At 69.8% G+C, this 22,728-nt stretch carries 20 protein-coding genes; 9 read left to right on the forward strand and 11 right to left on the reverse strand.

Features of this window, described 5'->3' with window-relative positions; translation table 11 throughout:
• Positions 1 to 18 precede the first annotated feature (18 nt).
• The 4 genes from ACIBZJ_RS30800 to ACIBZJ_RS30815 form a co-directional block, all read right to left on the reverse strand.
• Positions 19 to 4,812: a DNA repair ATPase gene (locus tag ACIBZJ_RS30800; protein WP_395935776.1), complete on the reverse strand. Its 4,794-nt coding sequence runs from the start codon at positions 4,810 to 4,812 to the stop codon at positions 19 to 21.
• On the reverse strand, positions 4,809 to 6,929 hold the full coding sequence (locus ACIBZJ_RS30805; protein WP_395935778.1) for a flotillin family protein: 2,121 nt from the start codon (positions 6,927 to 6,929) through the stop codon (positions 4,809 to 4,811). Before ACIBZJ_RS30805 ends, ACIBZJ_RS30800 begins: the two co-directional genes overlap by 4 nt.
• 54 nt (positions 6,930 to 6,983) lie before the next feature.
• The gene (locus ACIBZJ_RS30810; protein ID WP_395935780.1) at positions 6,984 to 7,604 is read right to left on the reverse strand and encodes a hypothetical protein; all 621 of its coding nucleotides are present in this window, start codon (positions 7,602 to 7,604) and stop codon (positions 6,984 to 6,986) included.
• A 196-nt stretch (positions 7,605 to 7,800) separates the two neighbouring features.
• Positions 7,801 to 8,373: an NYN domain-containing protein gene (locus ACIBZJ_RS30815; RefSeq protein ID WP_395935782.1), complete on the reverse strand. Its 573-nt coding sequence runs from the start codon at positions 8,371 to 8,373 to the stop codon at positions 7,801 to 7,803.
• A gap of 110 nt (positions 8,374 to 8,483) precedes the next feature.
• Between ACIBZJ_RS30815 and ACIBZJ_RS30820 the strand changes: the two genes are divergently transcribed.
• Positions 8,484 to 9,554, forward strand: a complete 1,071-nt coding sequence (locus ACIBZJ_RS30820; RefSeq protein WP_395935784.1) for a hypothetical protein — start codon at positions 8,484 to 8,486, stop codon at positions 9,552 to 9,554.
• A gap of 24 nt (positions 9,555 to 9,578) precedes the next feature.
• Entirely contained in the window at positions 9,579 to 10,136 is a 558-nt protein-coding gene (locus ACIBZJ_RS30825; RefSeq protein ID WP_395935786.1) for a hypothetical protein, read from the forward strand.
• Between the two features lie 27 nt (positions 10,137 to 10,163).
• Here the strand turns inward: ACIBZJ_RS30825 and ACIBZJ_RS30830 are convergent, their stop codons facing one another.
• Together ACIBZJ_RS30830 and ACIBZJ_RS30835 are read right to left on the reverse strand one after the other, a co-directional pair.
• A complete protein-coding gene (locus tag ACIBZJ_RS30830) occupies positions 10,164 to 10,922 on the reverse strand; it encodes a cache domain-containing protein (RefSeq protein WP_395935788.1) in 759 nt (252 codons plus the stop codon).
• A gap of 25 nt (positions 10,923 to 10,947) precedes the next feature.
• Positions 10,948 to 11,703, reverse strand: a complete 756-nt coding sequence (locus ACIBZJ_RS30835; protein ID WP_395935790.1) for a FadR/GntR family transcriptional regulator — start codon at positions 11,701 to 11,703, stop codon at positions 10,948 to 10,950.
• A gap of 128 nt (positions 11,704 to 11,831) precedes the next feature.
• Between ACIBZJ_RS30835 and ACIBZJ_RS30840 the strand changes: the two genes are divergently transcribed.
• The 4 genes from ACIBZJ_RS30840 (at position 11,832) to ACIBZJ_RS30855 (ending at position 15,954) form a co-directional block, all read left to right on the forward strand.
• Complete coding sequence (locus ACIBZJ_RS30840; RefSeq protein WP_395935792.1) at positions 11,832 to 12,866, forward strand: ABC transporter ATP-binding protein; 1,035 nt, start codon at positions 11,832 to 11,834, stop codon at positions 12,864 to 12,866.
• Positions 12,867 to 12,879: 13 nt separating this feature from the next.
• Positions 12,880 to 14,082 (forward strand): ABC transporter substrate-binding protein, encoded by a 1,203-nt coding sequence (locus ACIBZJ_RS30845; RefSeq protein WP_395935794.1) that lies wholly within the window; start codon positions 12,880 to 12,882, stop codon positions 14,080 to 14,082.
• A gap of 208 nt (positions 14,083 to 14,290) precedes the next feature.
• On the forward strand, positions 14,291 to 15,151 hold the full coding sequence (locus tag ACIBZJ_RS30850) for an ABC transporter permease (RefSeq protein WP_395935796.1): 861 nt from the start codon (positions 14,291 to 14,293) through the stop codon (positions 15,149 to 15,151).
• Positions 15,148 to 15,954 carry an ABC transporter permease gene (locus ACIBZJ_RS30855; protein ID WP_395935798.1) on the forward strand — a complete coding sequence of 269 codons (807 nt, stop codon included), beginning with the start codon at positions 15,148 to 15,150 and terminating at the stop codon, positions 15,952 to 15,954. Before ACIBZJ_RS30850 ends, ACIBZJ_RS30855 begins: the two co-directional genes overlap by 4 nt.
• On the opposite strand, the gene ACIBZJ_RS30860 is transcribed toward ACIBZJ_RS30855, so the two are convergent.
• Positions 15,951 to 16,787, reverse strand: a complete 837-nt coding sequence (locus ACIBZJ_RS30860; RefSeq protein WP_395935800.1) for a hypothetical protein — start codon at positions 16,785 to 16,787, stop codon at positions 15,951 to 15,953. The genes ACIBZJ_RS30855 and ACIBZJ_RS30860 overlap by 4 nt on opposite strands.
• A gap of 231 nt (positions 16,788 to 17,018) precedes the next feature.
• Between ACIBZJ_RS30860 and ACIBZJ_RS30865 the strand changes: the two genes are divergently transcribed.
• Positions 17,019 to 18,077, forward strand: a complete 1,059-nt coding sequence (locus ACIBZJ_RS30865) for an FG-GAP repeat domain-containing protein (RefSeq protein WP_395935802.1) — start codon at positions 17,019 to 17,021, stop codon at positions 18,075 to 18,077.
• A 60-nt stretch (positions 18,078 to 18,137) separates the two neighbouring features.
• On the opposite strand, the gene ACIBZJ_RS30870 is transcribed toward ACIBZJ_RS30865, so the two are convergent.
• Complete coding sequence (locus tag ACIBZJ_RS30870) at positions 18,138 to 18,422, reverse strand: YggT family protein (RefSeq protein ID WP_395935804.1); 285 nt, start codon at positions 18,420 to 18,422, stop codon at positions 18,138 to 18,140.
• A gap of 142 nt (positions 18,423 to 18,564) precedes the next feature.
• Positions 18,565 to 18,870 (reverse strand): hypothetical protein, encoded by a 306-nt coding sequence (locus ACIBZJ_RS30875; RefSeq protein WP_395935806.1) that lies wholly within the window; start codon positions 18,868 to 18,870, stop codon positions 18,565 to 18,567.
• Between the two features lie 393 nt (positions 18,871 to 19,263).
• On the opposite strand from ACIBZJ_RS30875, the gene ACIBZJ_RS30880 reads away from it, so the two are divergent.
• Positions 19,264 to 19,644: a response regulator gene (locus ACIBZJ_RS30880; RefSeq protein WP_395935808.1), complete on the forward strand. Its 381-nt coding sequence runs from the start codon at positions 19,264 to 19,266 to the stop codon at positions 19,642 to 19,644.
• Between the two features lie 113 nt (positions 19,645 to 19,757).
• Here the strand turns inward: ACIBZJ_RS30880 and ACIBZJ_RS30885 are convergent, their stop codons facing one another.
• Positions 19,758 to 20,096, reverse strand: coding sequence for an Lsr2 family protein (locus ACIBZJ_RS30885; protein ID WP_395935810.1), 339 nt, complete (start codon positions 20,094 to 20,096; stop codon positions 19,758 to 19,760).
• Between the two features lie 797 nt (positions 20,097 to 20,893).
• Here ACIBZJ_RS30885 and ACIBZJ_RS30890 point away from each other — a divergent pair.
• On the forward strand, positions 20,894 to 21,634 hold the full coding sequence (locus ACIBZJ_RS30890; protein WP_395935812.1) for a hypothetical protein: 741 nt from the start codon (positions 20,894 to 20,896) through the stop codon (positions 21,632 to 21,634).
• A gap of 94 nt (positions 21,635 to 21,728) precedes the next feature.
• Here ACIBZJ_RS30890 and ACIBZJ_RS30895 read toward each other — a convergent pair whose 3' ends face one another.
• Complete coding sequence (locus ACIBZJ_RS30895) at positions 21,729 to 22,727, reverse strand: DUF389 domain-containing protein (protein WP_395935814.1); 999 nt, start codon at positions 22,725 to 22,727, stop codon at positions 21,729 to 21,731.
• Position 22,728 lies beyond the last annotated feature (1 nt).

Below are 22,728 nucleotides of genomic sequence, written 5' to 3' on the forward strand. Positions count from 1 at the left end.
CATCCGTGCTACCACTGCTCAGGGGCGCAGCCGGGTGATCGCGGTCTCGACGTCGCGGACCCGGTCGGCGAGCAGGCCGACCGCGCCGACCGCTCGGCCCAGCGGGTCATCGGTGCCGCCGAGGGCCCGTTCGCGCAGGTAGCCCTCCTTGACCGTGGCCCACCGCCGGGCCTGCGCCTCCGTGAGGTTCCCGCGCAGCTCGCCGAGCTTCAGCAGGTTCGCCTCGGCGTCCGCGGCGAGCGTCTGCGCCTCGCCCGCGTAGTGGTCGTCGATGACCGCCTCGAGTTCGGCGTCGTTCATCACAGGCAGTACGCGCTGGGCCATCTTGTTCATGTTCCGGTACGAGCCCTGCAGCCGGTACGGCGGCTCGACCCGGGACGCGTCCGCCTGCGCCGCCGACGCGATGTACGCGGTGTTGTTCGTCAGCACCACGCGCTGGACCCGCAGCAGGTGCCGGAGCACCGCCAGGATCTGCTCGAGGTCCACCGACGAGTACGCCTTCGTCAGCTGGTCGGGCCGCACCGTCGCGTCACCGCGGGCCAGCCGGACGAGGAGCTCCACGTCGGACGGCTCGCCGGTCGAGAGCGGTGCGAGCACCGGGTTCGAGGTCAGCGAATTCTCCAGGAAGCTCAGCCCGAACAGCTCCTCGCGCCCGGTCAGCACGTCGCCGAGGTTCCAGACGTCGGCCCGGTTCGCGAGCATGTCCGGCACCTGGAAGCGCTGCCCGGATTCGGTGTACGGGTTGCCGGCCATGCAGACCGCGAACCGCTTCCCGCGCAGGTCGTAGGTCTTCGGCTCGCCGTTCCAGACGCCCTCGATCCGGCGGGTCGCGTCACAGAGCGAGATGAACTTCTGCAGCAGCTCCGCAGACGTGTGCTGGATGTCGTCCAGGTACAGCAGCGTGTTGTTGCCCAGCTCCAGCGCGAACGAGATCTTCTCGACCTCGCGCCGGGCCGCCGCGTTCGGCGCCTCGGCCGGGTCCAGCGACGTCACGTCGTGGCCCAGCGCCGGGCCGTTGACCTTGACGAAGACCAGCCCGAGCCGGGACGCGACGTACTCCATCAGCGTCGTCTTGCCGTAGCCGGGCGGGGAGAGCAGCAGCAACAGGCCCATCTGGTCGGTCCGCGAGTCGGGGCCGACCGTGCCGAGCTGCTTGGCCAGGTTGTCGCCGATCAGCGGCAGGTAGACCTGGTCGACGAGCTGGTTGCGGACGAACGTGCTCAGCACGCCCGGCGTCAGCTCGTTCAGCCGCAGGCGCGAACGCTCGTCGGTGATCATCGCGTTGCGCTGTTTCTGGTACGCCCGGAACGCCGGCACCCGGACGTCCCGGAAACGGCGGACGCGCGTCAGCAGGTCGTCGAGCCGGACCGGGAGCGTCCGGTTCCGGATCCGCGGGTGCGCCGACAGCAGGCCGCTGACCTCGGCCTCGACCGAAGCGGTCGACTCCCGGCGGGGAAGCGCGTCGCCGATCAGGAGCAGCGCGACGGCCTCGTCGAGGTCGGCGCTCCCCGGTGCGAACGCACGCAACCAGGCGCCGGCCAGCTGACGCTTCGCCGGCCGGTCGTCGCCCAGCGCGGCGAGGTCGCCGAGCAGCGTGTCGGCGCCGGGCGCGCGTCCGAAGTCGGCGACGAGCGCGGCGGCCTTCGGACCGGTGACGAAGCCGACCGGCTCGGTGGCCAACTCGGCGATCAGGTACTCGGCGGCCAGCGTCGGTGGCTCGGCGTCGGGCCCGTCGTCGGCCGTCATCGCGGCGGCCAGCTCCGCCACCAGCGCGTTCAACCCTTCGGTGGCGCCGAACAACTCGCGCGCCCTGGTCAGCGAGCGCGCGCGGACCTGCCACTGCGCCCGCTCCCCGAACGCCCAGAAGTACTGCGCGGCCGCCCGCGCGCTCGGCGGGTAGCGCAGCAGGCCGGCGCCCTCGTAGAGCTCGACCAGCGTGGTCAGGATCAGCGCCGCGTCCTGGTCGTGGACGCCCCGCTCGTACCCCTCCTCGTACCGTTCGGCCGCCGCCGCGGCCACCCGGTCCGGCTCCCGTACGCCGTCGAGCAGCAGCGATCCGGCCAGGTACTCGACCCGGCTGAGGGTCCCGTCCTCGGACGGCAGGGGCTGGTCCCAGAACTCCGACGTCGACGCGAACGCCGGGTCGGTGACCGGCGCCCGGTAGTCGGTGCCGGTGATCGCGAACATCGGCCGGCCCTCGGACGGCACCAGCGTCAGTTCGGCCGGCTGGGTGTTCACCGCGAACCGGTGCCGCCCGAGCCGGATCGTGTCGCCGTCGTACAGGTCGGTCCGGTCGCGCAACGACCGGCCGGCTTCCTGGCGTGCGGTCGAGAGCCGCCGCTCGAACTCCTCGGCGCGGATCGGGTCGCCCAGCGCCTGCAGCTCGCCGATCAGCCCGCGTAGCGTCCCGACCATCGGATCGGTCGCGAAGTACGTGTTGACGTCCTCCAGCGACCCGAGCGTCAGCACCCGGCGTCCGATGCTGCCGAGGATCCGGTCGGCGGATTGCGCCAGCCGGTTCGCCCGCCGCTGCCGGTCGTCGAGCAGCGCCTGCTTGCGGGCCGAGAACGCCTCGTAGACGTCCTCGCGCTTCTCCGCCAGCGAGCCCAGGAACTCGTCGAACTGCCCGAAACGCGATTCCAGCGACTCGACCTGCGCCATCAGCTTCGCGAGCTGCTCGTCGCACGTTTCCGGGGTGTCGGCGATCGCCAGCGCACCGGTCACGGCCTGCCCGAACAGCGCGAACTCGGCCGCGAACTGGGCCCGGCCCTCCACCGCCAGCAGTTCGCGCCGCCGTGCCTCCAGCGTCGCCCGGGCCCGGTTGATCGCGCCCAGCACGGTACCGATCCGGGTCAGCAGGTCGGTCCGCACCGTCGCGTCGTCGATCTGGAGGGACGTGAGCACCTCGGTGACCACGGCCAGCCCGTCGGACTGCTGGTCCAGACGCTCGGCCAGCGGCGTCGCCTCGGCCACGGATGCGATCGCCTCGGCGTCCGCAGTGAGCAGTCGGGCTTGTTGCTCGTAGCTGTCGAAGGCGCCGTCGCCGCGGAGGAAGTCGACCGCCCGGCGACCGGCGCTCGCGAGCTCGTCGGTCAGTTCCGCGGCGAGCGCGTCGACCGCGGCCAGGTCGACGTAGCGGACCTCGCGCAGGCCGACCACACGGCCCTGCGCGCGCCGCAGCGCGGCGAGCTGGGTGGCCCACTCCTCGGCGGTGGCCGGGCTGCCGGTCCGGACGTCCCGGATCAGGGTCCCGACCTCGCCCTGCGCCGACGCGAGCGCGTCGACGGCCTGGGCGGTCAGCGTCTGGACCTTCTCGAACTCCTCGCGGACCTGCTCCGCGGTCCGCCGGAGCTGCGTCAGCGGCGCATCGAGACCGTTCTCACCCAGCCAGTGGTAGTGGTCGAAGACCCGGCGGCACGCGCCGATCAGCGCTTCGAACACCGCGGCGGTCGGCGTCGTCTCCTCGGCCATCCGCGCGACCGACAGCAGGTCGGAGACGCCCCGCACCAGGTCGGCGTTCCCGATCCGCTCCAGTGGACCGGTGCCGACCGGCTGCGCCGCCGCGTACGCGTCGGACACGTACGGCGTCTGCCACACCTGCAACTGGTGGACGCGAGTCGGCTCGGGCGCGCTGAGCCGCAGCACGACCATCGTGCCGTCGTCGTAGAACGCGTACCCGTGGCAGGGGATCGGGTTCGCGATCTCCTTGCGGATGACGTTGTACGGCAGCAGCAGGTACCGGCCGTCCTCGCGGTCGTGAAAGACGTAGAGCACGTCCTCGCCGTTGGTCGAGCGGATCTCCCGCTCGAACTGCAGCCCGTCGGTGTCGGCGTCGAACACCCGGTGGACGCCGGTGTCGAGGTAGTACCCGCCGGGCACGATGATGCCCTGGTCGTCCGGGAGCCGGCGGCAGGCCTGGCCGATCCCGTCCAGGCGCAGGACGTCCCGGGTCAGCGTGTTGAAGACCAGGTAGCGCCAGGCATCCTCTTTGTACGGACGGATCTTGACGAGGAGCAGTGACCCGATCTTGGCGTAGCTCACGTCGGCGTCGGCGAGGCTCTGCAGCGGCTCGTCGACCGGCTCGGTATAGATGCCCTCGCCGGACTCGGTGTTGTTCTCGACCTTGATCGTGAGGTCGCCGCCGATCGTCTCGACGAACACCGCGCCCTGGATCGAGATGTGCGGGTGCCGGCCGAGGACGTGATCGTTGCGGGTCGTCTCGACCCAGGTGAAGTCGTGCTTCGCCGGGAGGACGTGGTCGTGCTCGCCCTTGTTGTCTTCGTAGCTCGCTGCGCCGTCGAGGCCGAGGCGCCAGCGCAGCACGCGGTTGTCGCCAGCGCGGTCACTGGTGCGGAACACCGCGAGCAGCTGCGGGTCGAGCCGCCGCAACTGCAGCAGGCGGCTCTCCCGGTAGTAGCGGTACAGCTCGGTGACGTCCTTGACGAACTGCGGGTCGCTGATCAGCGTGTCGTCGGGGAGCTCGGCGAACTCGATCCGGTCGTCCTGCCGGACGAGACGGTGGACCGAGAAGACGTCGCCGACCTCGGTCTCGGGCTTCATGCCCAGGTAGGCGTTGTAACCGAACAGCAGGCGGTCACCGACGGCCGCGATGTCGCGCGGTACGCAGTTGTGCGTCGTGCGGATCTGGGCGGTGCCGGTGAGCCGGAGCTCGGTGCCGCCGAACACCTCGAGCCGCCGGGCGTTGAGCGCTTCGGCCTGCGTGGCCAGCTCACCCGCTTGCGCGGTGAGCCGGCTGCGCAGTACCTCGTAAGTCCCGACGTCGAGTGCGGGACCGGTCAGTACCTCGGTCACGCCTTCGTCGCGCCGTTCAGGGCGGTCAGGTGGGTGAGCGGGGTGTCGGCGATGCCGAGCTGACGGGCCGAGCCGAGCAGCTCACCGAGCTTCGCCGCATCCGGGCCGCCGCCCTTGATCATCTTCATCAGCAGTGCCGAGATCGTCAGGTTGCGGATGTCGGCGCTGTCGACCGATCCGAGGATGCGGGACAGGTCGTCGGTGAAACTGGACGAGCCGTCCAGCCACGGCTGGGCGAGCTTGCCGGCCACGTCGGAGTGCTCGACGAACTTGTCGATGCCCTTGCCGAACGAGATCGAGCTCATCAGCCGGTCGAAGAAGACGGTGTCGCCGCCGACGATGTCGATGTCGGCGTTCTCCAGCCCGGTCGCGATGACCGTGGCCTGCGCCTCGGCGATCTGACGCTGGACGTCGATGTTCGCCAGCTGGACCTCCTTCTGCGCCTCCAGCCGCAGCCGGTACTCCTCGTGCTGGCGGGTGGCGTCGTCGAGCGCGGCCATCGCGGCGGCCTTGTCGGTGAGGCCCTCGGCCTCGCCCTTCAGCCGCTCGCGCAGGCTCTCGGCCTCGGCCAGGCCCTTCTCCTTCACCGCGACGGCGTCGGCCAGGCCGCGCTCCTTCGCGATGGCCGCCTCGGCCAGGCCCTTCTCCTTGGCGACGAGCGCCGCGGCCAGGCCCTTCTCGCGATCGGCGACCGCCTGGGCGATGCCGCCCTTCTCGATCGCGTCCGCCTCGGCTTCGCGGACCTGCACAGCGGCCAGGCCAGGTGCGGCGGCCTCGGCCTTCGCGGCCTCGGCCAGGCGGATCTTGGCGGTCGCGTCCAGCTCGGCGGCCTGCTGCCGGGACTCGGCCAGCGTGAGCGCCTCGCGGGCCTTGTGCGCGGCGGCCTGCTCGGCCGCCTCGGCGGCCTTGATGTCCTTGACCAGGCTCTCCTGGGCCTCGGCCTCGGCCTGGATGATCAGCGTCTGACGCAGCCGCTCGGCTTCCTCGACCGCGCGCAGCTTCTTGATCGACTCTTCCTGCTCGGCCACGGTCCGCTCGACCGCGATGCGCTCGCGGACGATGTCGGCGATCGCCCGCTTCTCGGTCTCGACCTCTTTGTCCTTCGAGATCGTGGAGAGCTGGGTCTCGCGCTCCCGCGCGATCACTTCGAGCAGGCGGTCCTTCTCGATCCGCTCGGTCTCGATCGCCAGCACCCGCTCGCGGTTCTTCTCCGCGACCGCGATCTCCCGGTCCTTGTTCTGGTTCTGGACGCCGAGTGCCTCGTCGGTCTGCAGGTGCGCTTTCTGGGCCTTGAGCCGCTCTTCGGCCTGGACGCGCGAGATCTCGGCCTCTTCGCGGGCGCGGTTGGTCTCGACGTCACGGCGTTGCTTGATCTCGGCGTCGGCCTGCCGGCGCTGGAGCTCGAGAATTGCTTCCTTGGCATCGACGTTCTGCCGGGTGATCTCTTTTTCCTCGGTGCGCTGGAATTCGTTCGTGCGCACGTGCTCGATCGCGGTGAGTTCGGTGATCTTCCGAATACCCTGCGCGTCCAGAATGTTGGCCGGATCGAGCTGGGTGAGCGGCGTCTGCTCGAGGTAGTCGATCGCGGCGTCTTCGAGGCTGTACCCGTTGAGGTCGGTGCCGATGACCGCGATGATCTGGTCGCGGAACTCGTTGCGCTTCGTGTAGAGATCGACGAAGTCGAGTTGCTTACCCACCGTCTTCAACGCTTCGGAGAATTTGGCGCTGAAGAGTTCCTGCAGCGTTTCCTGGTTGCTGGCCCGTGCGGTGCCGATCGCCTGGGCGACCTTGATGACGTCCTCGACCGTCTTGTTCACCCGGACGAAGAACGTGATCCGGATGTCGGCGCGGATGTTGTCGCGGCAGATCAGGCCCTCGCGGCCGGTCCGGGCGATCTCGATCGTCTTCACCGAGATGTCCATGACCTCGGCCCGGTGCAGCACCGGGACGACGGTCGCGCCGGTGAAGGTCACGTCGACCTTCCGGACCTTCGAGACGATCAGGGCCTTACCCTGCTCGACCTTTTTGAAGAGCCGGCTGACCATCACGGTCAACCCGATGACGACGATTAAGGCGACGGCGATCAAGACACCGATGCCGAGGGCAACAGCGGCCATACTTCGAACCTCAAATCAGTGGGAAGATTTGGTCGGCGTACCGAGCCGGCTAGCTCAGGGCCGTGCGTGAGGACCGGTCGAGTAGTCCTCGAATGGCGTGACGAAAAAGGACTCGGACTGCGCGTCGTAGTCGTAGATCAGCGCGGTTTGCCCGGCGCTGAAGTCGTATTCTCCAGTTTGACGCACCTGCACAAGGGCTGAGGACCCGTCCTCGGCCGTGACTTCGGCCTGGCCGAACTTGCCGTCGACCCGGCCGGTCCGGATCACGCACACCTCTCCGAGGAAATCGGAGCGGGACGGCAGTTTCTCGTCCGGAAAGAATCGGCGCAGCGGAAGCGCCAGCGCCTTGGTGGCTAACCAGGCGGCGACGATCGCTCCGACGAGGAGCCCGACATCGGTGAGGAACCCGTCGTTGCCGAGCAGCGCGCTGCCGGTGAAGGTCGTGAACCAGGCCACGGCGATCAGAATCGAGAGCGAGACGCTGGCCGGGACACCGCCGAGACCGATCGCGCCGAGCAGGCCGCCGCCATCCGCACCTCCACCTCCGTCGGAGTCGAGCGCGTCGACGCCGAGCCCCCCGGCGATCACGAGCACCCAGTACCCGACGACCACCACCAGAGCGAACGTGAAGAGCACCGCCGGGAATCCGAAGGCTGCGCCGATCAGACTGCCCACCGACTGGTCTTCCTCTCCACCGCTCTTCTGCTTCCTGAGCAGGGTGGCATTCCGTTACAAGGATGGGTAGGGCGACGTCTCATGTGCGACTTAACTCGCGTCCCAAGAGTCACGAGCCGCCCAAACCGGTCACCGAGCCGGGGAGGGGAAGTGTCCGGTGGCCCTGACGCCCGGCGGCCGGGCGTCGGGCGCTGGGTCAGAGGTACGGCAGCGGGTCGAAGCGGTCGATGTTGATGATGCGGACGCGCGGCAGGCGCGCGTTGAAGCACCGGACGTCGTCTTCGAGGTCGTAGATCTCGAGCCCCTCGGCGGTGAGCTCGGTGAAGCGCGAGTTGACGAACTCGCGGAACCCGAGCAGACCGACCCGGCGATTGCCGTCGAGCAGCCGCTCGATCTGCTCGAAGAAGTCGCCGTCGTGGCTGGCCAGGAGCACGTCACCGGGCCGGTCGACGAGCGCGTCGAGCGTGCGCTGGATACCGATGTCGACGACCTTCTCGCCGGTGCTGCCGGAGAGCGGGATCGGCTGGTAGTCCAGCGCCAGCAGCGCCTGGATGAACGGCAGCGGGAGCTGGCCCGAGCTGGCGTTGAGGAAGAACAGGGCCTTGACCGGGCGGTCCCAGGTCTCGCTCGCGAAGTCGCGGACCCGCTCCCAGCGGGGGCGCTCCTGCGGGCTGGGCCGCCGTCCGCCGAAGATGTTGCTGCCCAGCGTGGCGTCGATGTTCTCGCCGTCGACCAGAAGATAAGTGGTCTGCGCAGAGGCCGGGTCCATGCGGACACGGTAGTCGTACTGGCCAGAGGGTGTATCGGCGGGCCTGATGTGCTCATTTCGATCGGGCGGAAGCCGATAGGGCGTCGAGTTCTCCACGGAGGTGGCGGCCGGTGACCGACCCGTTCGGTGTTCCGCGCGGGCCGGACGACGACGACGCGCCGACCGCGCGGCTCGTCGTGGACGCGTATCCCGAGGACGACGAGCCGACGGCCCGCCTCGTCGTGAACGGGTACTCGTACGCCGAGGACGACGTGCCGACGGCGCATTTGCTCTTCGACGCCTACACGGTGCCCCGCAGGCCGGCTCACGACCCGTTCGGAACCGGAGCCGTCATCGAGGGTGAAGTCCTCTGGCGCGCGGACGTCGTCCCCGCCTGGCGGCCCCCGGAGCCCGAGGTGGCGGCCGCGGTGTTCGCCGGCGCCGCCGATGGCCGTGCCGCCGCCCGGGCCGCAGCCGTTCCCGAAGCGCCAGAGCCCGCGCCTGAGCCCGATCCCCCGCCCGAGCCCGCGCCCGAGCCCGCGCCCGGATCCGATCCCGGGAACGATCCCGAGGACGAGGACGAGGACGAGGACGAGGACGAGGACGAGGACCAGGACGAGGACGAGGACCAGGACGACCAGGTTTCCCACGACGAGTTCGACGACGAGTTCGAGCCCGACGACGAGTATTTCGACTACTTCGAACCGGAGGAGCTCGGACCGCACACGGTGGGCGGCGCGGCGGAGGCGATCGTGCGGGAGCTGGCCCCGGCCGAGCTGAACCGGTTCCCGGTCGTCCGGGAACGGTTCTTCACCGACGAACTGCTCCGCCGACGAGTCATCCACTGGGCGCTGTCCGGGCCCAAGCGTCAGGATCCGCTCGCGCGCGAACTCGGCGGGGACGACGCCGACCTGGTCACCGCGCTCTCGCTGGCGATGCTCACCTGCGCCGCGACCGGCGTGCTCGGGCAGGTCGGTACCCGTCACCACAACGGCGTCGCCCGTTGGCACCGCAACCGGCAGGCCGCCCGCGGACGGCTGACCGAGGGTGCCGCCACGACGCTCCCGCACCTGAGCAGCATCGGCACCGCCACGGTCGGCCAGATCGTCGAGGAGGCGGCCGAGGACGCCGGCTTCACCCCCGACCTGGCCCGCCGCCTCAGCATCCTGATCCTGTCCGCGCTCACCCGCCCCGCTCACTGAGCCCGGATCCGGCAGGATGACGTCGTGGACGTGACGTACCGGCGCACCGACGACGGCTGGGAACCGATCCTCTCCTCGGGCGAGGTGCTCGGTCCGGCACCGGATCTCGCCGCGGCCCGCGCCACCGCCCGCCACCGCTCCGACGTCGGTGCCGAGACCGTCCAGGTGCCGCTGGAAGGGCACGGCGTGGTCTGGGACGGACTCCGGTTCGAACTGTTACCACCGCTGTACGGCGCCGATGCGCCCACCGCTGAGCAGACCGGACGGCTGGACGCCTGCGCGCGCTACTACCGCGAGCGTGTACCGGCCGGTGTCCGGGTGGAGTGCGCGGGCCACCGCGTCCGCATCGATCCGTCGCCGTTCGGTCTTGCCGCTGACCTGTTCGCGGTCCTCGACGGCACCGAGACGTCGGCCACCGACGAGGACGCCCGCCGTCAGCTCCGTGAGGTGCTGGCCATCGCGGTTCCGGAGGGGTTCGTCCGGGTCTCGCACGAGTACGCCGGTCTGGAGCAGCACGGGGAGGCCGGACACGTACACCTCGTGCTGACGGAGCGGTGGCCGGCCGACGCGCCCTGCCTCTAGCAAACCGTCCGTTGTGGAGCTAGCGCTTCACGGAACGAGAAGCAGACCGATCGGGAAGTCGCCGCACGGGATCAGTCGCGGGTCGTCGGACGCCCACAGTGCGGCGACGTCCAGGTCGCGGACGAGAGACCCGCCCGTGCGCCGGGGGGAGTTCGACGCGATCACCCGCCCGTGGGCGTTGATCAGCGTCGCCGCCCCCGGCACCGCGCGCAGCGACGGCAGCACGGTCACCTCGAACCGGGAGACGTCCACATCGCTGCCCACGACCCCGAGGAACCGGCCGCCGTCGCGCACGGACTCGGTGAACGTCAGCGTGTACTCGTCGGTGCAGAGGTAGTCGACGTACGGCCCGGTGACGTTACGCAGGCCGGTGCGCTGCGGATCCCGGTACCAGGGCAGCGTCGTGTAGTCGTGGAAATGCTCGCCGTCCGGGTCGACGTCGACGATCAGGCGGCTCGGCTCACCGCTCGGTTCGCGGATCCACCATTCGAGCCACCACGGTGCGTCGGCGAGCGCATGGGGCGCCGCGACGAACCCGGCTCCCTTGGCCGGCCCGCCGGGCGTCCGCACCGGAGTGGTGAGCGTGGGGTACAGCTCGGCGAGATCGTCGCGGACGACCTCGGTGCCGGACCGCCGGGCCCGCTCGAAGAGCGTTTCCGCGCCCTGCCGCAGCGCGGCGACCTCGGCGAAGACCTCTTCGACGACCTCCTGGACCTTGGTCACCACGCCGGTGAGGGCGGGCCCCAACGGCGGCGACGTCAGGCGGGCGGGATGCGTGCGTTCCACTCCGGGATCATCCCGCAACCCGGGCCTAGTGATCCGCCGCCTGGCGTACCAATTCGAGGTGACGTTCGGTCAGGTCGGCGACGGCGTCGACGACCCGGTCCTCGGCCGCGGCCCTCGCCGCGGTGCCGTCGCCGGAAGCCACCGCCGCGGTGACCGCCCGGCAGCGGGCCACCGCCGCGGCCTGCGCGTCGGAATGCTCCAGTACCAGCCAGAACAGCGGGCCCGCCTCGGTTTGCAGCGCGATCTCGGCGCGGGTCAGCCTGGCCGATTGCGCGGCCGCGGCGACCTCGATCCAGAAGTGCCCGTCAGCCCTTCGCCGGTCACCCGGGGTAGCGGCCGCATCGAGGATCCCGACCGCCGCCGACAGCCGTTCGACGTCGTCGGTGTCGGCGCGTCCGGCTGCGAGCTGTGCGGCGGCGCCGCGGATCGCCGCGTAGTGGTCGCCCAGGTCGCGCAGCGTTCCGGGGCTGAGCGCGCGGAGCCGGTCGTGCAGCGCGTCGGAGCTGTCGTCGGCGGGCGACCGGACGAAGCTGCCACCGCCGCGGCCTCGACGCGTCTCGATCAGGCCGCGCTGACGCAAGGTCGTGAGCGCCTCGCGGACGGTGACGGTGGAGACGCCGAAACCGTTGGCCAGGTCGGTCTCGCTCGGTAGCTGCTCGTCGTGGGTGAGCAGCCCGAGCACGATCGCGTCGGCGAGCCGGTGGGTGACCAGCTCGGTGCGGCTCAGGCTCTCCAGCGGCGCGAACACCGCGGACCGCGGGCCTCGGTGGAGCCGACGCATCTCCGACCCTCCTTTGTGCACTCTGTTACTCAACGATAAATTCCGGTGGGCCGATGTTGTGCTGTGAACTATGACGTCATAGGTTTCGGCTCGTTCACAAGAACGTCGCCCTTTCCCCAGGAGTTCCGTTGCGTCCCGATCAGGAGTCGGCCCCCGCCATCGAACTGCGCGGGCTGCGCAAGACGTTCGGCGAGGTCGAGGCCGTCGCCGGCGTCGATCTCGAGGTCCCCGACGGCGAGTTCTTCTCGCTGCTCGGGCCGAGCGGGTCGGGCAAGACGACGCTGCTGCGGATGATCGCCGGGTTCGAGCTGCCGACGAGCGGCCAGGTGCTGCTTTCCGGCGCGGACGTCACCCGGCGTCCGCCGTACGACCGGGACGTCAACACGGTGTTCCAGGACTACGCGCTGTTCCCGCACCTGTCCGTGCTGGGGAACGTCGAATACGGCTTGAAGGTCAAGGGCGTCGGCAAGAAGGAGCGCCGTGAGCGTGCCGGGCAGGCGCTGGAGTCGGTGCGGCTGACCGGCTTCGGCGACCGGCGCCCCGGGCAGCTCTCGGGCGGGCAGCGACAGCGGGTCGCGCTGGCCCGCGCACTGGTGAACCGGCCGAAAGTGCTGCTGCTCGACGAGCCGCTCGGCGCGCTCGACCGCGCGCTACGGCTGGAGATGCAGGTTGAGCTCAAGCAGTTGCAGCGGGACGTCGGCATCACGTTCGTGCTGGTCACGCACGATCAGGACGAGGCGCTGACGATGAGCGACCGGGTCGCGGTCGTCCGGGCCGGAAAGATCGAGCAGATCGCCGGGCCGGCCGAGCTGTACGAGCGGCCGAGCACGGACTTCGTCGCCGGCTTCGTCGGAGTGACGAACCTGCTGTCCGGTGAGGTCGCGTCGACGATCCTCGGGTCGGCCGACACGGTCAGCATCCGGCCGGAGAAGATCCGGATCGGGCGGGTGTCCGATCCGGCGGAGTCCGGTGAGGCGACCGCCGACGGGACCGTCCTCGAAACGATCTACCTCGGCGCTTCCACCCGGTACGTGGTGGACCTCGACGCCGGCGGCCAACTGGTGGCGCAACGGCAGAACGAAGGCGATCCGAGCGGCATCGATCGCGGCGACCGGGTCCGGTTGCGCTGGCACCGCACGCACGCTCTCTCCTCCACCTCCTGAGAAAGCAGGCCCCGTGAAAATACGCAAATCGTTTGCCGGTGCGGCGGTCGCGGCGCTGGTCCTCGCGGCCGCTGCGTGCGGAACCAGTGACGGCAGCGGGTCCTCGCAGACCGACTCGGGTTTCACTCCGCCGAAGCTGTCGGCATTGGACAAGCTCGGGACGCCCGAGGGTGCGTTGAACGTGCTGGCGTGGGCGGGGTACGCCGAGGACGGTTCGAACGATCCGAAGGTCGATTGGGTGAGTCCGTTCGAGAAGTCGACCGGGTGTCAGGTCGACGTGAAGGTGTTCGGTACGTCGGACGAGGCCGTGTCGCTCATGAAGACCGGCCAGTACGACGTGGTGTCGGCGTCGGGAGATGCGTCGCTGCGGTTGATCGCGGGTGGTGACGTGGAGCCGGTGAACACGGCTCTGGTGCCGAATTACAAGGACGTCTTCGGGTTCTTGAAGGACCAGAAGTGGAACAGCGTCGACGGGGTCTCGTACGGGATCCCGCACGGTTGGGGTGCGAATTTGCTGATGTATCGCACTGATGTGGTGAAGCCGGCGCCGACGTCCTGGAGCGCGGTGTTCGAGGCTGACGCGGCGACGAAGGGCAAGGTCACGTCGTACGACTCGCCGATCTACATCGCGGACGCGGCGCTGTATCTGATGAAGCACCAGCCGGATCTGGGGATCAAGAATCCGTACGCGTTGGACGACAAGCAGTTCGGGGCGGCTGTCGATCTGTTGAAGAAGCAGAAGGCGAACGTCAACGAGTACTGGAGCGACTACCTGAAGGAGGTGTCGGCGTTCAAGTCGGGTGACTCGGTGATCGGGACGACTTGGCAGGTCATCGCGAACGTGGCGAAGTCGGAGAAGGCTCCGGTGGAGGCGATCCTGCCGTCGGAGGGTTCGACCGGTTGGTCCGACACCTGGATGGTGGGGGCGAAGTCCAAGCACAAGACGTGCGCGTACAAGTGGCTCGACCACATCATCAGCCCGAAGGTGAACGCTCAGGTCGCGGAGTATTTCGGCGAGTCGCCGGGCAACGCGAAGGCGTGTGACTTCACCGCGGACAAGAACCACTGCGCGACGTACCACGCCGGTGACGAGGCTTACGCGAAGCAGATTTGGTACTGGTCGACGCCGATCACCCAGTGCCTCGACGGCCGTACCGACGTGAAGTGCAAGGACTATTCGGACTGGACCGCCGCCTGGACCGAAATCAAAGGCTGAGTGGGCGGCCCGCTGAGGGCGACGCTGACAGCCGCGCGCAACGAGAGCTGTACGCGGCGTCGTCGCGCGCGGATCTCAGCGTCGCCCTCAGCGGGCTCCAGGTCAGAACGACAAGCCAGAACGACAAGCCAGAACGACAAGCCAGAACGACAAGCCAGAACGACAGGCCAGAACGACAGGCCAGAACGACAAGCGGAGCGGGGAGTGGATGACTACGTCAGTGGTGCGGCGGGCTTCGACGGCGCTTTACCGGCGGCCCCGGGCCCGGCTCGTGCTGCTGCTCACCGTGCCGTTGTTGTGGCTCGGGCTGGCCTACCTCGGCTCGCTGGCGGCTCTGTTCGTGGCGGCATTCTGGTCGGTGAACGACTTCACCGGGCAGATCGTCCGCACCTGGACGCTGGACAACTTCACCCAGCTCTTCACCGGCGAGGTCTACCGCACGATTTCGCTGCGCACGGTCGGCGTCGCGGTCGGCGTCACGGTGATCGACGCGCTGGTCGCGCTGCCGGTCGCGTTCTACATGGCCAAGGTCGCCTCGCCCCGCGCACAGCGGTGGCTGGTCGTCGCGATCCTCACCCCGCTCTGGGCGAGCTACCTGGTCAAGGTCTACGCTTGGCGGCTGATGTTCTCCGGTGACGGAATCCTGTCGTGGCTCGGCGGTACCCCCGGCTACGGTCTCACCGCCACCACCGTGACGCTCGCGTACCTCTGGCTGCCGTACATGATCCTGCCGGTCTACGCAGGCCTCGAGCGCCTGCCCGACTCGCTGCTCGACGCCGCCGGCGACCTCGGCGCACGCCCGTTCCGGATCTTCCGCACGGTTGTTCTCCCGACGATCTTCCCGGCCGTCGTCGCCGGGTCGATCTTCACGTTCTCGCTGTCGCTCGGCGACTACATCGCGGTGCGCATCGTCGGCGGGACGAAGCAACTGCTCGGCAACGTCGTCTACGACAACATCGGCGCCGCGAACAACCTGCCGTTCGCAGCGGCGGTCGCGACCGTGCCGGTCGTGATCATGCTCGTCTACCTGGCCGCGGTGCGGCGCACCGGCGCGCTGGAGAACCTATGACCCTGTCGCGCACCTCCCGCATCGTGCTGCGCACGATCACGATCCTCGCGCTGGGGATCGTCTACGTTCCGCTGCTCGTCGTCGTCGTCAACTCGTTCAACGCCGATCGGACGTTCGGCTGGCCGCCGTCGGGACTTACGCTCGAGTGGTGGCGGCGCACCGCACAGAACACCGGCGCACTCGACGCGCTCTGGACCAGCGTCCAGGTCGGCCTGGTCGCGACGCTCGTCGCCCTGGTGCTGGGGACGCTGGCGAGCTTCGGGCTGCAGCGGCACCGGTTCTTCGGCCGGGACTCGATCTCGCTGCTGATCGTGCTGCCGATCGCGCTGCCCGGCATCGTCACCGGCATCGCGTTGAACAACGCGTTCCGGACCGTCCTGGGGCTCCAGCTCGGTTTCGTCACGGTGGTCGTCGCGCACGCGACGTTCTGCGTCGTGATCGTGTTCAACAACGTGATCGCCCGGCTGCGCCGGCTCGGGGGCAACCTCGAGGAAGCGTCGATGGATCTCGGCGCGGACCTGTTCACCACGTTCCGGCTGGTGACGTTCCCGATGCTGCGCTCCGCGCTGCTGGCGGGCGGCCTGCTCGCGTTCGCGCTCTCGTTCGACGAGATCATCGTGACGACGTTCACCGCGGGCGCCGGCACGACGACGCTGCCGATCTGGATCCTGAACAACCTGTTCCGGCCGAACCAGGCGCCGGTCGTGAACGTGGTGGCCGCGGTGCTGATCGTGCTGTCGGTGGTGCCGATCTACCTGGCCCAGCGGTTGTCCGGCGAGAGCGCGGGCGGCGGCCGGTTCTAGGGGAGCCGGAGCAGGGTCGCGCCGGGCGTCCAGGGCAGGTCGGCCAGCGGCGCGAACCGGAGTAACCCGGTGAGCTGCTGGGCCCGGATGCGCCGGGATCGCAGCAGCCTCGGCCCGTCGAGCCGACCGGCCGCGAGGCCGAGCAGGTCGGCCTCGTCGCCCTCGATCACGGTGCCGCCGGGAAGCTGCGACCCGAGATCGCGGACGGTCCAGCCGTCTTCGGACGCGGCGAAGCCCCACCCGCCCGACGGCGTCCGGAACGCGGCGCTGCCGGTGAGCCCGGCGTCGACCGCGAGCGCACCGAGCACCTCGCAGAGCGCGGCGAGGCCGGCCTGCTGAAGCGGCTCGGGCGGTGGGGGCGAGCCGCACGGCACCAGGTCGAGCGCCGTGACCGCGAGCAGATACGCCTCGCCGACCAGCACCGACAGCAGCGGTATCCGGCCGAACGCGGAGACGGCCGGCGCCAGGTCGAGCGCCTCGTCGAAGTTCTTGAAGTAGATCGAGACCGCGTCCCGCCGTCGGCGCAGCGCGGAGAGAACCTCCGCCCGGGACGCGTTCCGGTGCGTCGCCACGACCGCGTCCCGCACCAGGTGGACGTCCGGCGGCGTGCCCCGCGCGCCCCCGCGGGCCGAGGTCACCAGGTCGTGGACGGCCCGGTGCTCCGTCCACAGTCCGAGTTGGACGCACAGATCGTGGGCGCGCTGGCCGGGTGCTCCGCTGTCACAATTCAGGTCAGCGGCGTCCGCGCAGTGCAGGAACGCGTCCCAGGCGGCCAGGACCCGGGGCTCGACCGAGGCCCGGCCGCCACCGGCGAGGCCGTGCGCACTCTCCATGCCTTCACATGGTGCCCATCTTGCGGGATTCCCGAAAGGCCCCTTCCCGTCCGCGCCCCCGAATCGCCGTCCCGGGCCGCCGTTCCGACGCCCCCGACGCTCGACGCGGCGGCGGGAACTGCGAGGGCCACCGGCCGTCGGTCGGCGAGGTGCGCGGGCTCGGCGGGGAACCGGTGCTATTCAGGTGCGGTGAAGGACCGAAATGCGATGAAATGCCTGATCGTAGCTCTAGTGATCGCAACGGCCGCCCTGCCGGCCCGGCCCGGGGCCGCGGCTCGACCACACCTGCCGCCCGAGCCACCGCTGGTGCCGGCACCCGAGGGGTTCGTAGGCGCGGCCGGCGACTACGACGGCAACGGGCAGGACGACGTCGCCTCGTTCACGCGCGGGCGGGCCGGTGACGTCTACGTGGCCCGGTCGACGGGATCGCGGTTCGCCGGCATCGGCGACCTCTGGTCGTCCTCGTTCGCGTTCTGGAGCCAGATCCCGCTCGCCGGCGACTTCGACGGGGACGGAAAGAGCGACGTCGCCGCGTTCGCCCGGGGCGACAAGCCGTCCGTCACGGTCGCGTTGTCCACCGGCCGGTCGTTCGCCCCGGCGCAGGAGTGGCTGACCCCGTTCGCACCCGGCTCGGCGATTCCCGCGGTGGGAGACGTGAACGGCGACGGCCGGGACGACGTCCTCGCGTTCGCCCGGGGACCGGCGCCGACGGTCACGGTCGCGCTCTCCACCGGGGGCTCGTTCTCGCCCCCGACCGTCTGGCACACCTCGTTCGCGGGGGCGGACGCGGTTCCCGCCGTGGCGGACGTCGACGGCGACGGCAAGGACGACGTCGTGTCGTTCAGCCGGGGTCGCAGCGCCCGGGTGGAAGTCGCGCTCTCCACCGGCGCGTCGTTCGGCCCCGCGGCCCGGTGGAGCTGGTTCGCCCCCGGAACCGCGTTGCCGGGCCTGGGTGACGTCGACGGCGACGGGAAAGCGGATCTGGTGGCGTTCGCCCGCGGAACGGGTCACGCGGTCACGGTGGCGCTCTCGACCGGCCGGGCCTTCGGCCGCACGTCCGAGTGGTTGCGGTCGTGGGCCACCGAGGACGCGATCCCCGGGATCGGTGACTTCGACGGCGACGGCCGGGACGACGTCGCCGCGTTCACCCGGGGCGGCACCGCGGACATCTTCGTCGCGCTGTCGACGCGGGCGGCGTTCCGCCCGACGGCGTCGCGCTGGCACACGTACATGGTCGCGTCCACCGAGATACCGCAGCCGGGAATCCTCTGGGAGCGGCCTGAGACATGACGCCCCCCCGGAACGAGGAACGGCCCCGCCGAGGGCGAGGCCGTTCCGACGAACGACGTCTTACAGGTACGACACCAGGTTTCGCAGGATGATCACCGCGAAGAACACCAGGATGAACGCGAGGTCGATCGCGACCCCGCCGATGCGCAGCGGTGGCACGACCCGCCGCACCGGCGCGAGCACCGGCTCGGTGATCCGGGTGACGATGTTGATGGCCTTGGCGCGGAAACCACCCCAGGCAGGCGGACCGGCCAGCACGACCGACCAGTCCAGGATGATCCGGGCGATCAGCGCGAGCCAGAACAGGAAGAGGACGAGCCCGAGCAGGGCCCCGATGGCGCTCATCGGGTGGCCCGGCGGGCACTCGAGACACCAGAACTGATCAAGGTTCCTCCTCAGTGGCTTTCTTCTGCCTTCAACAGTGCGTCGGCGAGCTGAGGGGATGCTGAGGAAAGTATGGACACTCGCTGGGCAGAGGGGTAGCAGCTCAGCCGCGGTGTCTCGGCGGTTTTCGCTCGCGGTAGAACCGTGCGCCGACCGGGGGCGGCGGGGGTGCGGGCGCCGGCTCGACCCGGATCACCGGGAGCTCCTGGGTGATCGCCCGCATCCTCTGCAGCTGGATCGCGGCGGCGGCCTCGGCCGCGCGAGTGGCCTCCTCCGCGGCCCGGGCGGCCACCGTGGTCTCGGCCATGATCTCTTCGGCCCGCTGCGCGGCGATGCACGGGAGCGGGCGGCCGCACCGGCACACGCCGTTCTCGGCGCGGTGGGCTTCGGAGATCAGGTAGGCGTCCATCCACCGGTCGGGGTCGGTGCACCCCGGTGGGGGAGTGCCCGGACCCGGTGGTGCCGCGGGCCGGACGGAATTCGCAGCGGCGAGAAACGCCGGCACTGCCGTGGTGTCTGGGCCAGACCTGGCACCCGCGAGCATTCGGCGACCTCCTCACCGTCTGCTCCGGTTTGCAGGCCGAAGAGGCCGCCCGGAGCATTGAGGTGCGCGCGGTCGGCGCTGACCGGTGCGCTTTGGCGCAGTTTCCTTTCGGGCGGCATAGTCCCAGCTTGTAACGATGAGGGAAACGTTACTCAGCGGTAGTGGGCCGATTGGACGAGAGATTGGGGGCACGCCGCTGCAACCGAGCCGCACCCCGGCCGCACCCGTCTTCGCACCCGGAGGGCGAATCCTGGGGACATGGCCGCAATCGGAGATCTCCCGGTGCGGTCCGACGGGTCGCGACGGGTGCTCATCCTCGAAGACCAGCCGGATCTCGCAGCGCTTTTCACGCTCCAGCTCCAAGCGCTGGGCTGGAGCGTCGATCAGGTCTGTACCGAGGCCGAAGTGCTCGAGGCCGCGAGTAGCCGGCCCCCGGACGCGATCATCATCGACACGCTGGTACCGGCCACGACCGGCCAGCCGTTGGTCGAGCGGATCCGCACGGGTCTCGCCGGGCGTCCGTGTCGTCTGATCATCTCGACGATCTACGAACCGAGCGACTTCGCCGGCGTCGACGTCGACGCGGTGCTGGCTCTTCCGCACCACCGGGCGGCGCTGGAGTACGCACTACTCGCTTGACCCGGCTGTCGCGCTGAGGGTTTCCGGGCGACACGCCGGGCCGCAGGGCCCGTTCGGGGAAAACGGACCGAGCAAATCGGACGCCTTCCCAGTGGGGTTAACGGTGGTGACGCTCAGTGCTCGGAGTTGTACTGATCAATGACTTCCTGCGGGATACGACCGCGATCGCTTACCTGGAGACCCTTGTTCTTGGCCCATTCCCGGATGGCCTGGTTCTGCTCGCGACCGGATCGCTGAGTCGGGGCGGCCGGACGACGATTCGCGCGGGTTCCGCCACGTCCGGCCTTCCGTGCGGCCTGAACGTACTTGCTGATCGTTTCCCGCAGTGCGGCAGCATTGTCGCCCGACAGGTCGATCTCGTAAGAGGTTCCGTCGATCGCGAAGGCAACGGTCTCTTCGGCGTTGCCGCCATCGAGATCGTCCACCAACATGACCTGTACTTTCCGCGCCACAGATGTTCTCCTCGTCGTGCTATCGGTGGCCACACCCTACTAGTCGTGCGGAACGTTTCTTCCATCCACCCTGGTGTGTTCCGGGCGATTCCCGCAGACGGTGGATAACCCGTCCGACAACGAATCGGTGGGCGGCCGAGTTCCGCTGCGGAGCAAATGTGTAGATGTGGCCGGTCGGCCTGCTCGATCAGCTGTTGATTGCACGATATCGGTCTGGCGGTACCCGGTGGGGTCGATATCGAGTCACCTAGTCGAACAGGGTGATACTCGCCACCACTCCAATACTGGCCGTGATCGGACGATCATTCAAGAGTGGTGACGTCACGCTTCTCACCTAACGGCGAGCACATCTGTGAAATTGGAGAACTGACCCGGTCGCCCCGTTGAGGGGTTGCAAATAGTCCGTTCTGGCACCAAAGTTCCCCTCATCGAGCGGTGCTGCCGCAAGCGCTCGACGGTGCCGTGGCAGTAGTGGAGCTACGGGGTTGACACGTACGAGGGTGGGGTCTGCTTCGTGTACTGCCGGACCGGCGCGTTGTGCGCGCCGCGGGGTAGTAGCGAACCGCTCGCTCTGACGACGATCGCCGCGCACCGTTCCCGTGGTCTTTCGTCCGCTCGGCCACAGTCCATTGTGGGGTTGGAAGTCGCTGCCCGAGTTCGTCGGTAACTCACTCCGACGCTCGATTGGGTGTCGTTATCGGCGGTGTTTGGCCGAAGCCACCGCTTCCATCCGTTGCGGACCGGTCCGCTCGTGTCTAACTCAGTTCACACGTACCTCAGGAGAGGTCTCCAATTCGATGAACAAGTGGATTCGTCGTTCGCTGCAGGTCGGTACCGTCTCGGCGGGCATCGTCCTGGCCGGTGCCGCCGCCGCGCAGGCGTCGGAAGCGGGAATCGTCAACCAGGCCGGGCACCCGGCCGGCGTGGTGAAGGACGGCACCGACCCGGGAGTTCCGGTGGGATCGAAGCCGTCCGGCGGTAACGCGGGTGCCGCTCAGGTGCCGACTGCCGACGGAACTCCGGTCGGTTCGAAGAAGTACGGCGCTCAGGCGCCGGCGTCCGAGGAAGCGGCCGCTCCGGCGGCTCAGACGCCCGACGCGACGCCGACCGACACCACCGCCCCGGCCGCACAGCCGGCCCCCGCCGCACAGCCGGCCCCGGCCGCCGTGCCGGCGACGAACGCGGCCCCGGCCGCCGGCGCGCCGACGGGTAACGGTGCTCCGGTCGGTAACGGTGCTCCGATGGGCAACGGTGCTCCGATCGGCAACGGTGCTCCGATCGGAAACCTCGGCCCGAACGGCGCCGTGGTCGGCAGCCCGGGTGTCGGCCCGGTCGGCGGCGGGGCGCTCCTGCGCCCGATCGTCCGCCCGGTCATCGTCGTGGACGACGATGACGATGACGATTTCTTCTTCGGTGGCGGTCCGTTCCTCCGGGACGGCTTCTGGTGGGACGGCGGTCGCCGGTACCACCACCGCTGGGACTGCCCGTCGTTCAAGCACCGCTACCACCACAACAACTGCGACTGGCGCTGCGACTGACCTCTGAGGGTCCGGGCCCTCGGTAGCCCCGTTCCGCCTTTCAGGTACCGCGACGCCCGCCCCGGCCGAAACACCGGGGCGGGCGTCCGCGGGCTCAGCCCCGGTCGCGGTTGCGGGCTTCCCGGCGCGCGCGTGCCGCCACGAGCTGGGCCTGGCGGGTCCGCTTCGGCCGGAGCGCCCGCTGCCGCCAGAACGTGCGCTGGACGAGCAGGGTCAGCACCCCGCCGAGGAGGATCGCGACGAGGTTCACGACCAGCTGGACGGTGGAGCCCCAGGCTTCGTCGTAGACGCCGTAGGCCACCGCGACCGACACGTTCGCCGCCGCCGGAACCGTGGTGACCGAGATCAGCACGCCGACCAGCGCGCCCGACTTGGCCGACGTCAGCGACACGATGCCCGCGATCCCGGCGAGAAAGCCGATCACCCACGACAGCGCGTCCGGACGCCAGATGAAATCGGTCAGCGGACGCTCGGCGAGCAGCATCGACTTCTCGACGAGGCCGACGACGTCCAGCAGCCGCACCGCGCCGAGCGTCAGCAGCGCGGCGAGCGGGAACCCGACGACGAGCGCGACCGCCGCCCGCAGCGCCATCGCCCGCTTCCGCAGCACGACACCGACGCAGACCGCGGCGAGCGGCCCGAAATCCGGCCCGACGACCATCGCACCGACGATCAGGATCGGCTGGTCCAGCAGGACGCCGATCGCCGCGATGATCGTCGCGACGGTCAGGAAGACGAGGTAGGTGGCCGACAGCTCGACCTCGTCGCCGACCCGCTGCTCGATCTCCTCCCAGACCACCGCGTCGGTGCCGAGGCCGGGAGCGTCCCGTTCGGCCTTCTCGCCGGCCGCCGAGAGCACGATGTCCACGTTCTCGACGGCGATCGACCCGTCCTCGGGGATGCCCAGGTCGCGCAACGCGGAGAGCACCGCGCTGGCGCCTTCCCGGGCGACGTCGCAGAGCACGACGTCGCCGGCCGGCTCGCGGGCGGCGCCGCTCAGGACGACCAGGTGCGTCACCGACGCGTCGCCTTCGAGCAGTTCCAGCACCGGTCGGACCCGGTCGGTCGGGACGATCAGCCGCAGGTGTAGCACG

This window comes from Cryptosporangium sp. NPDC051539 (assembly GCF_044454545.1).
Taxonomy (GTDB): Bacteria; Actinomycetota; Actinomycetes; order Mycobacteriales; family Cryptosporangiaceae; genus Cryptosporangium.

Coding starts and splice junctions, on each gene's coding strand:
- ACIBZJ_RS30835 (WP_395935790.1), bottom strand. CDS start 11,703: ATGCGTCGGCTCCACCGAGGCCCGCGGTCCGCGGTGTTCGCGCCGCTG.
- ACIBZJ_RS30870 (WP_395935804.1), bottom strand. CDS start 18,422: ATGAGCGCCATCGGGGCCCTGCTCGGGCTCGTCCTCTTCCTGTTCTGG.
- ACIBZJ_RS30880 (WP_395935808.1), top strand. CDS start 19,264: ATGGCCGCAATCGGAGATCTCCCGGTGCGGTCCGACGGGTCGCGACGG.
- ACIBZJ_RS30850 (WP_395935796.1), top strand. CDS start 14,291: ATGACTACGTCAGTGGTGCGGCGGGCTTCGACGGCGCTTTACCGGCGG.
- ACIBZJ_RS30860 (WP_395935800.1), bottom strand. CDS start 16,787: ATGGAGAGTGCGCACGGCCTCGCCGGTGGCGGCCGGGCCTCGGTCGAG.
- ACIBZJ_RS30805 (WP_395935778.1), bottom strand. CDS start 6,929: ATGGCCGCTGTTGCCCTCGGCATCGGTGTCTTGATCGCCGTCGCCTTA.
- ACIBZJ_RS30855 (WP_395935798.1), top strand. CDS start 15,148: ATGACCCTGTCGCGCACCTCCCGCATCGTGCTGCGCACGATCACGATC.
- ACIBZJ_RS30890 (WP_395935812.1), top strand. CDS start 20,894: ATGAACAAGTGGATTCGTCGTTCGCTGCAGGTCGGTACCGTCTCGGCG.
- ACIBZJ_RS30815 (WP_395935782.1), bottom strand. CDS start 8,373: ATGGACCCGGCCTCTGCGCAGACCACTTATCTTCTGGTCGACGGCGAG.
- ACIBZJ_RS30875 (WP_395935806.1), bottom strand. CDS start 18,870: ATGGACGCCTACCTGATCTCCGAAGCCCACCGCGCCGAGAACGGCGTG.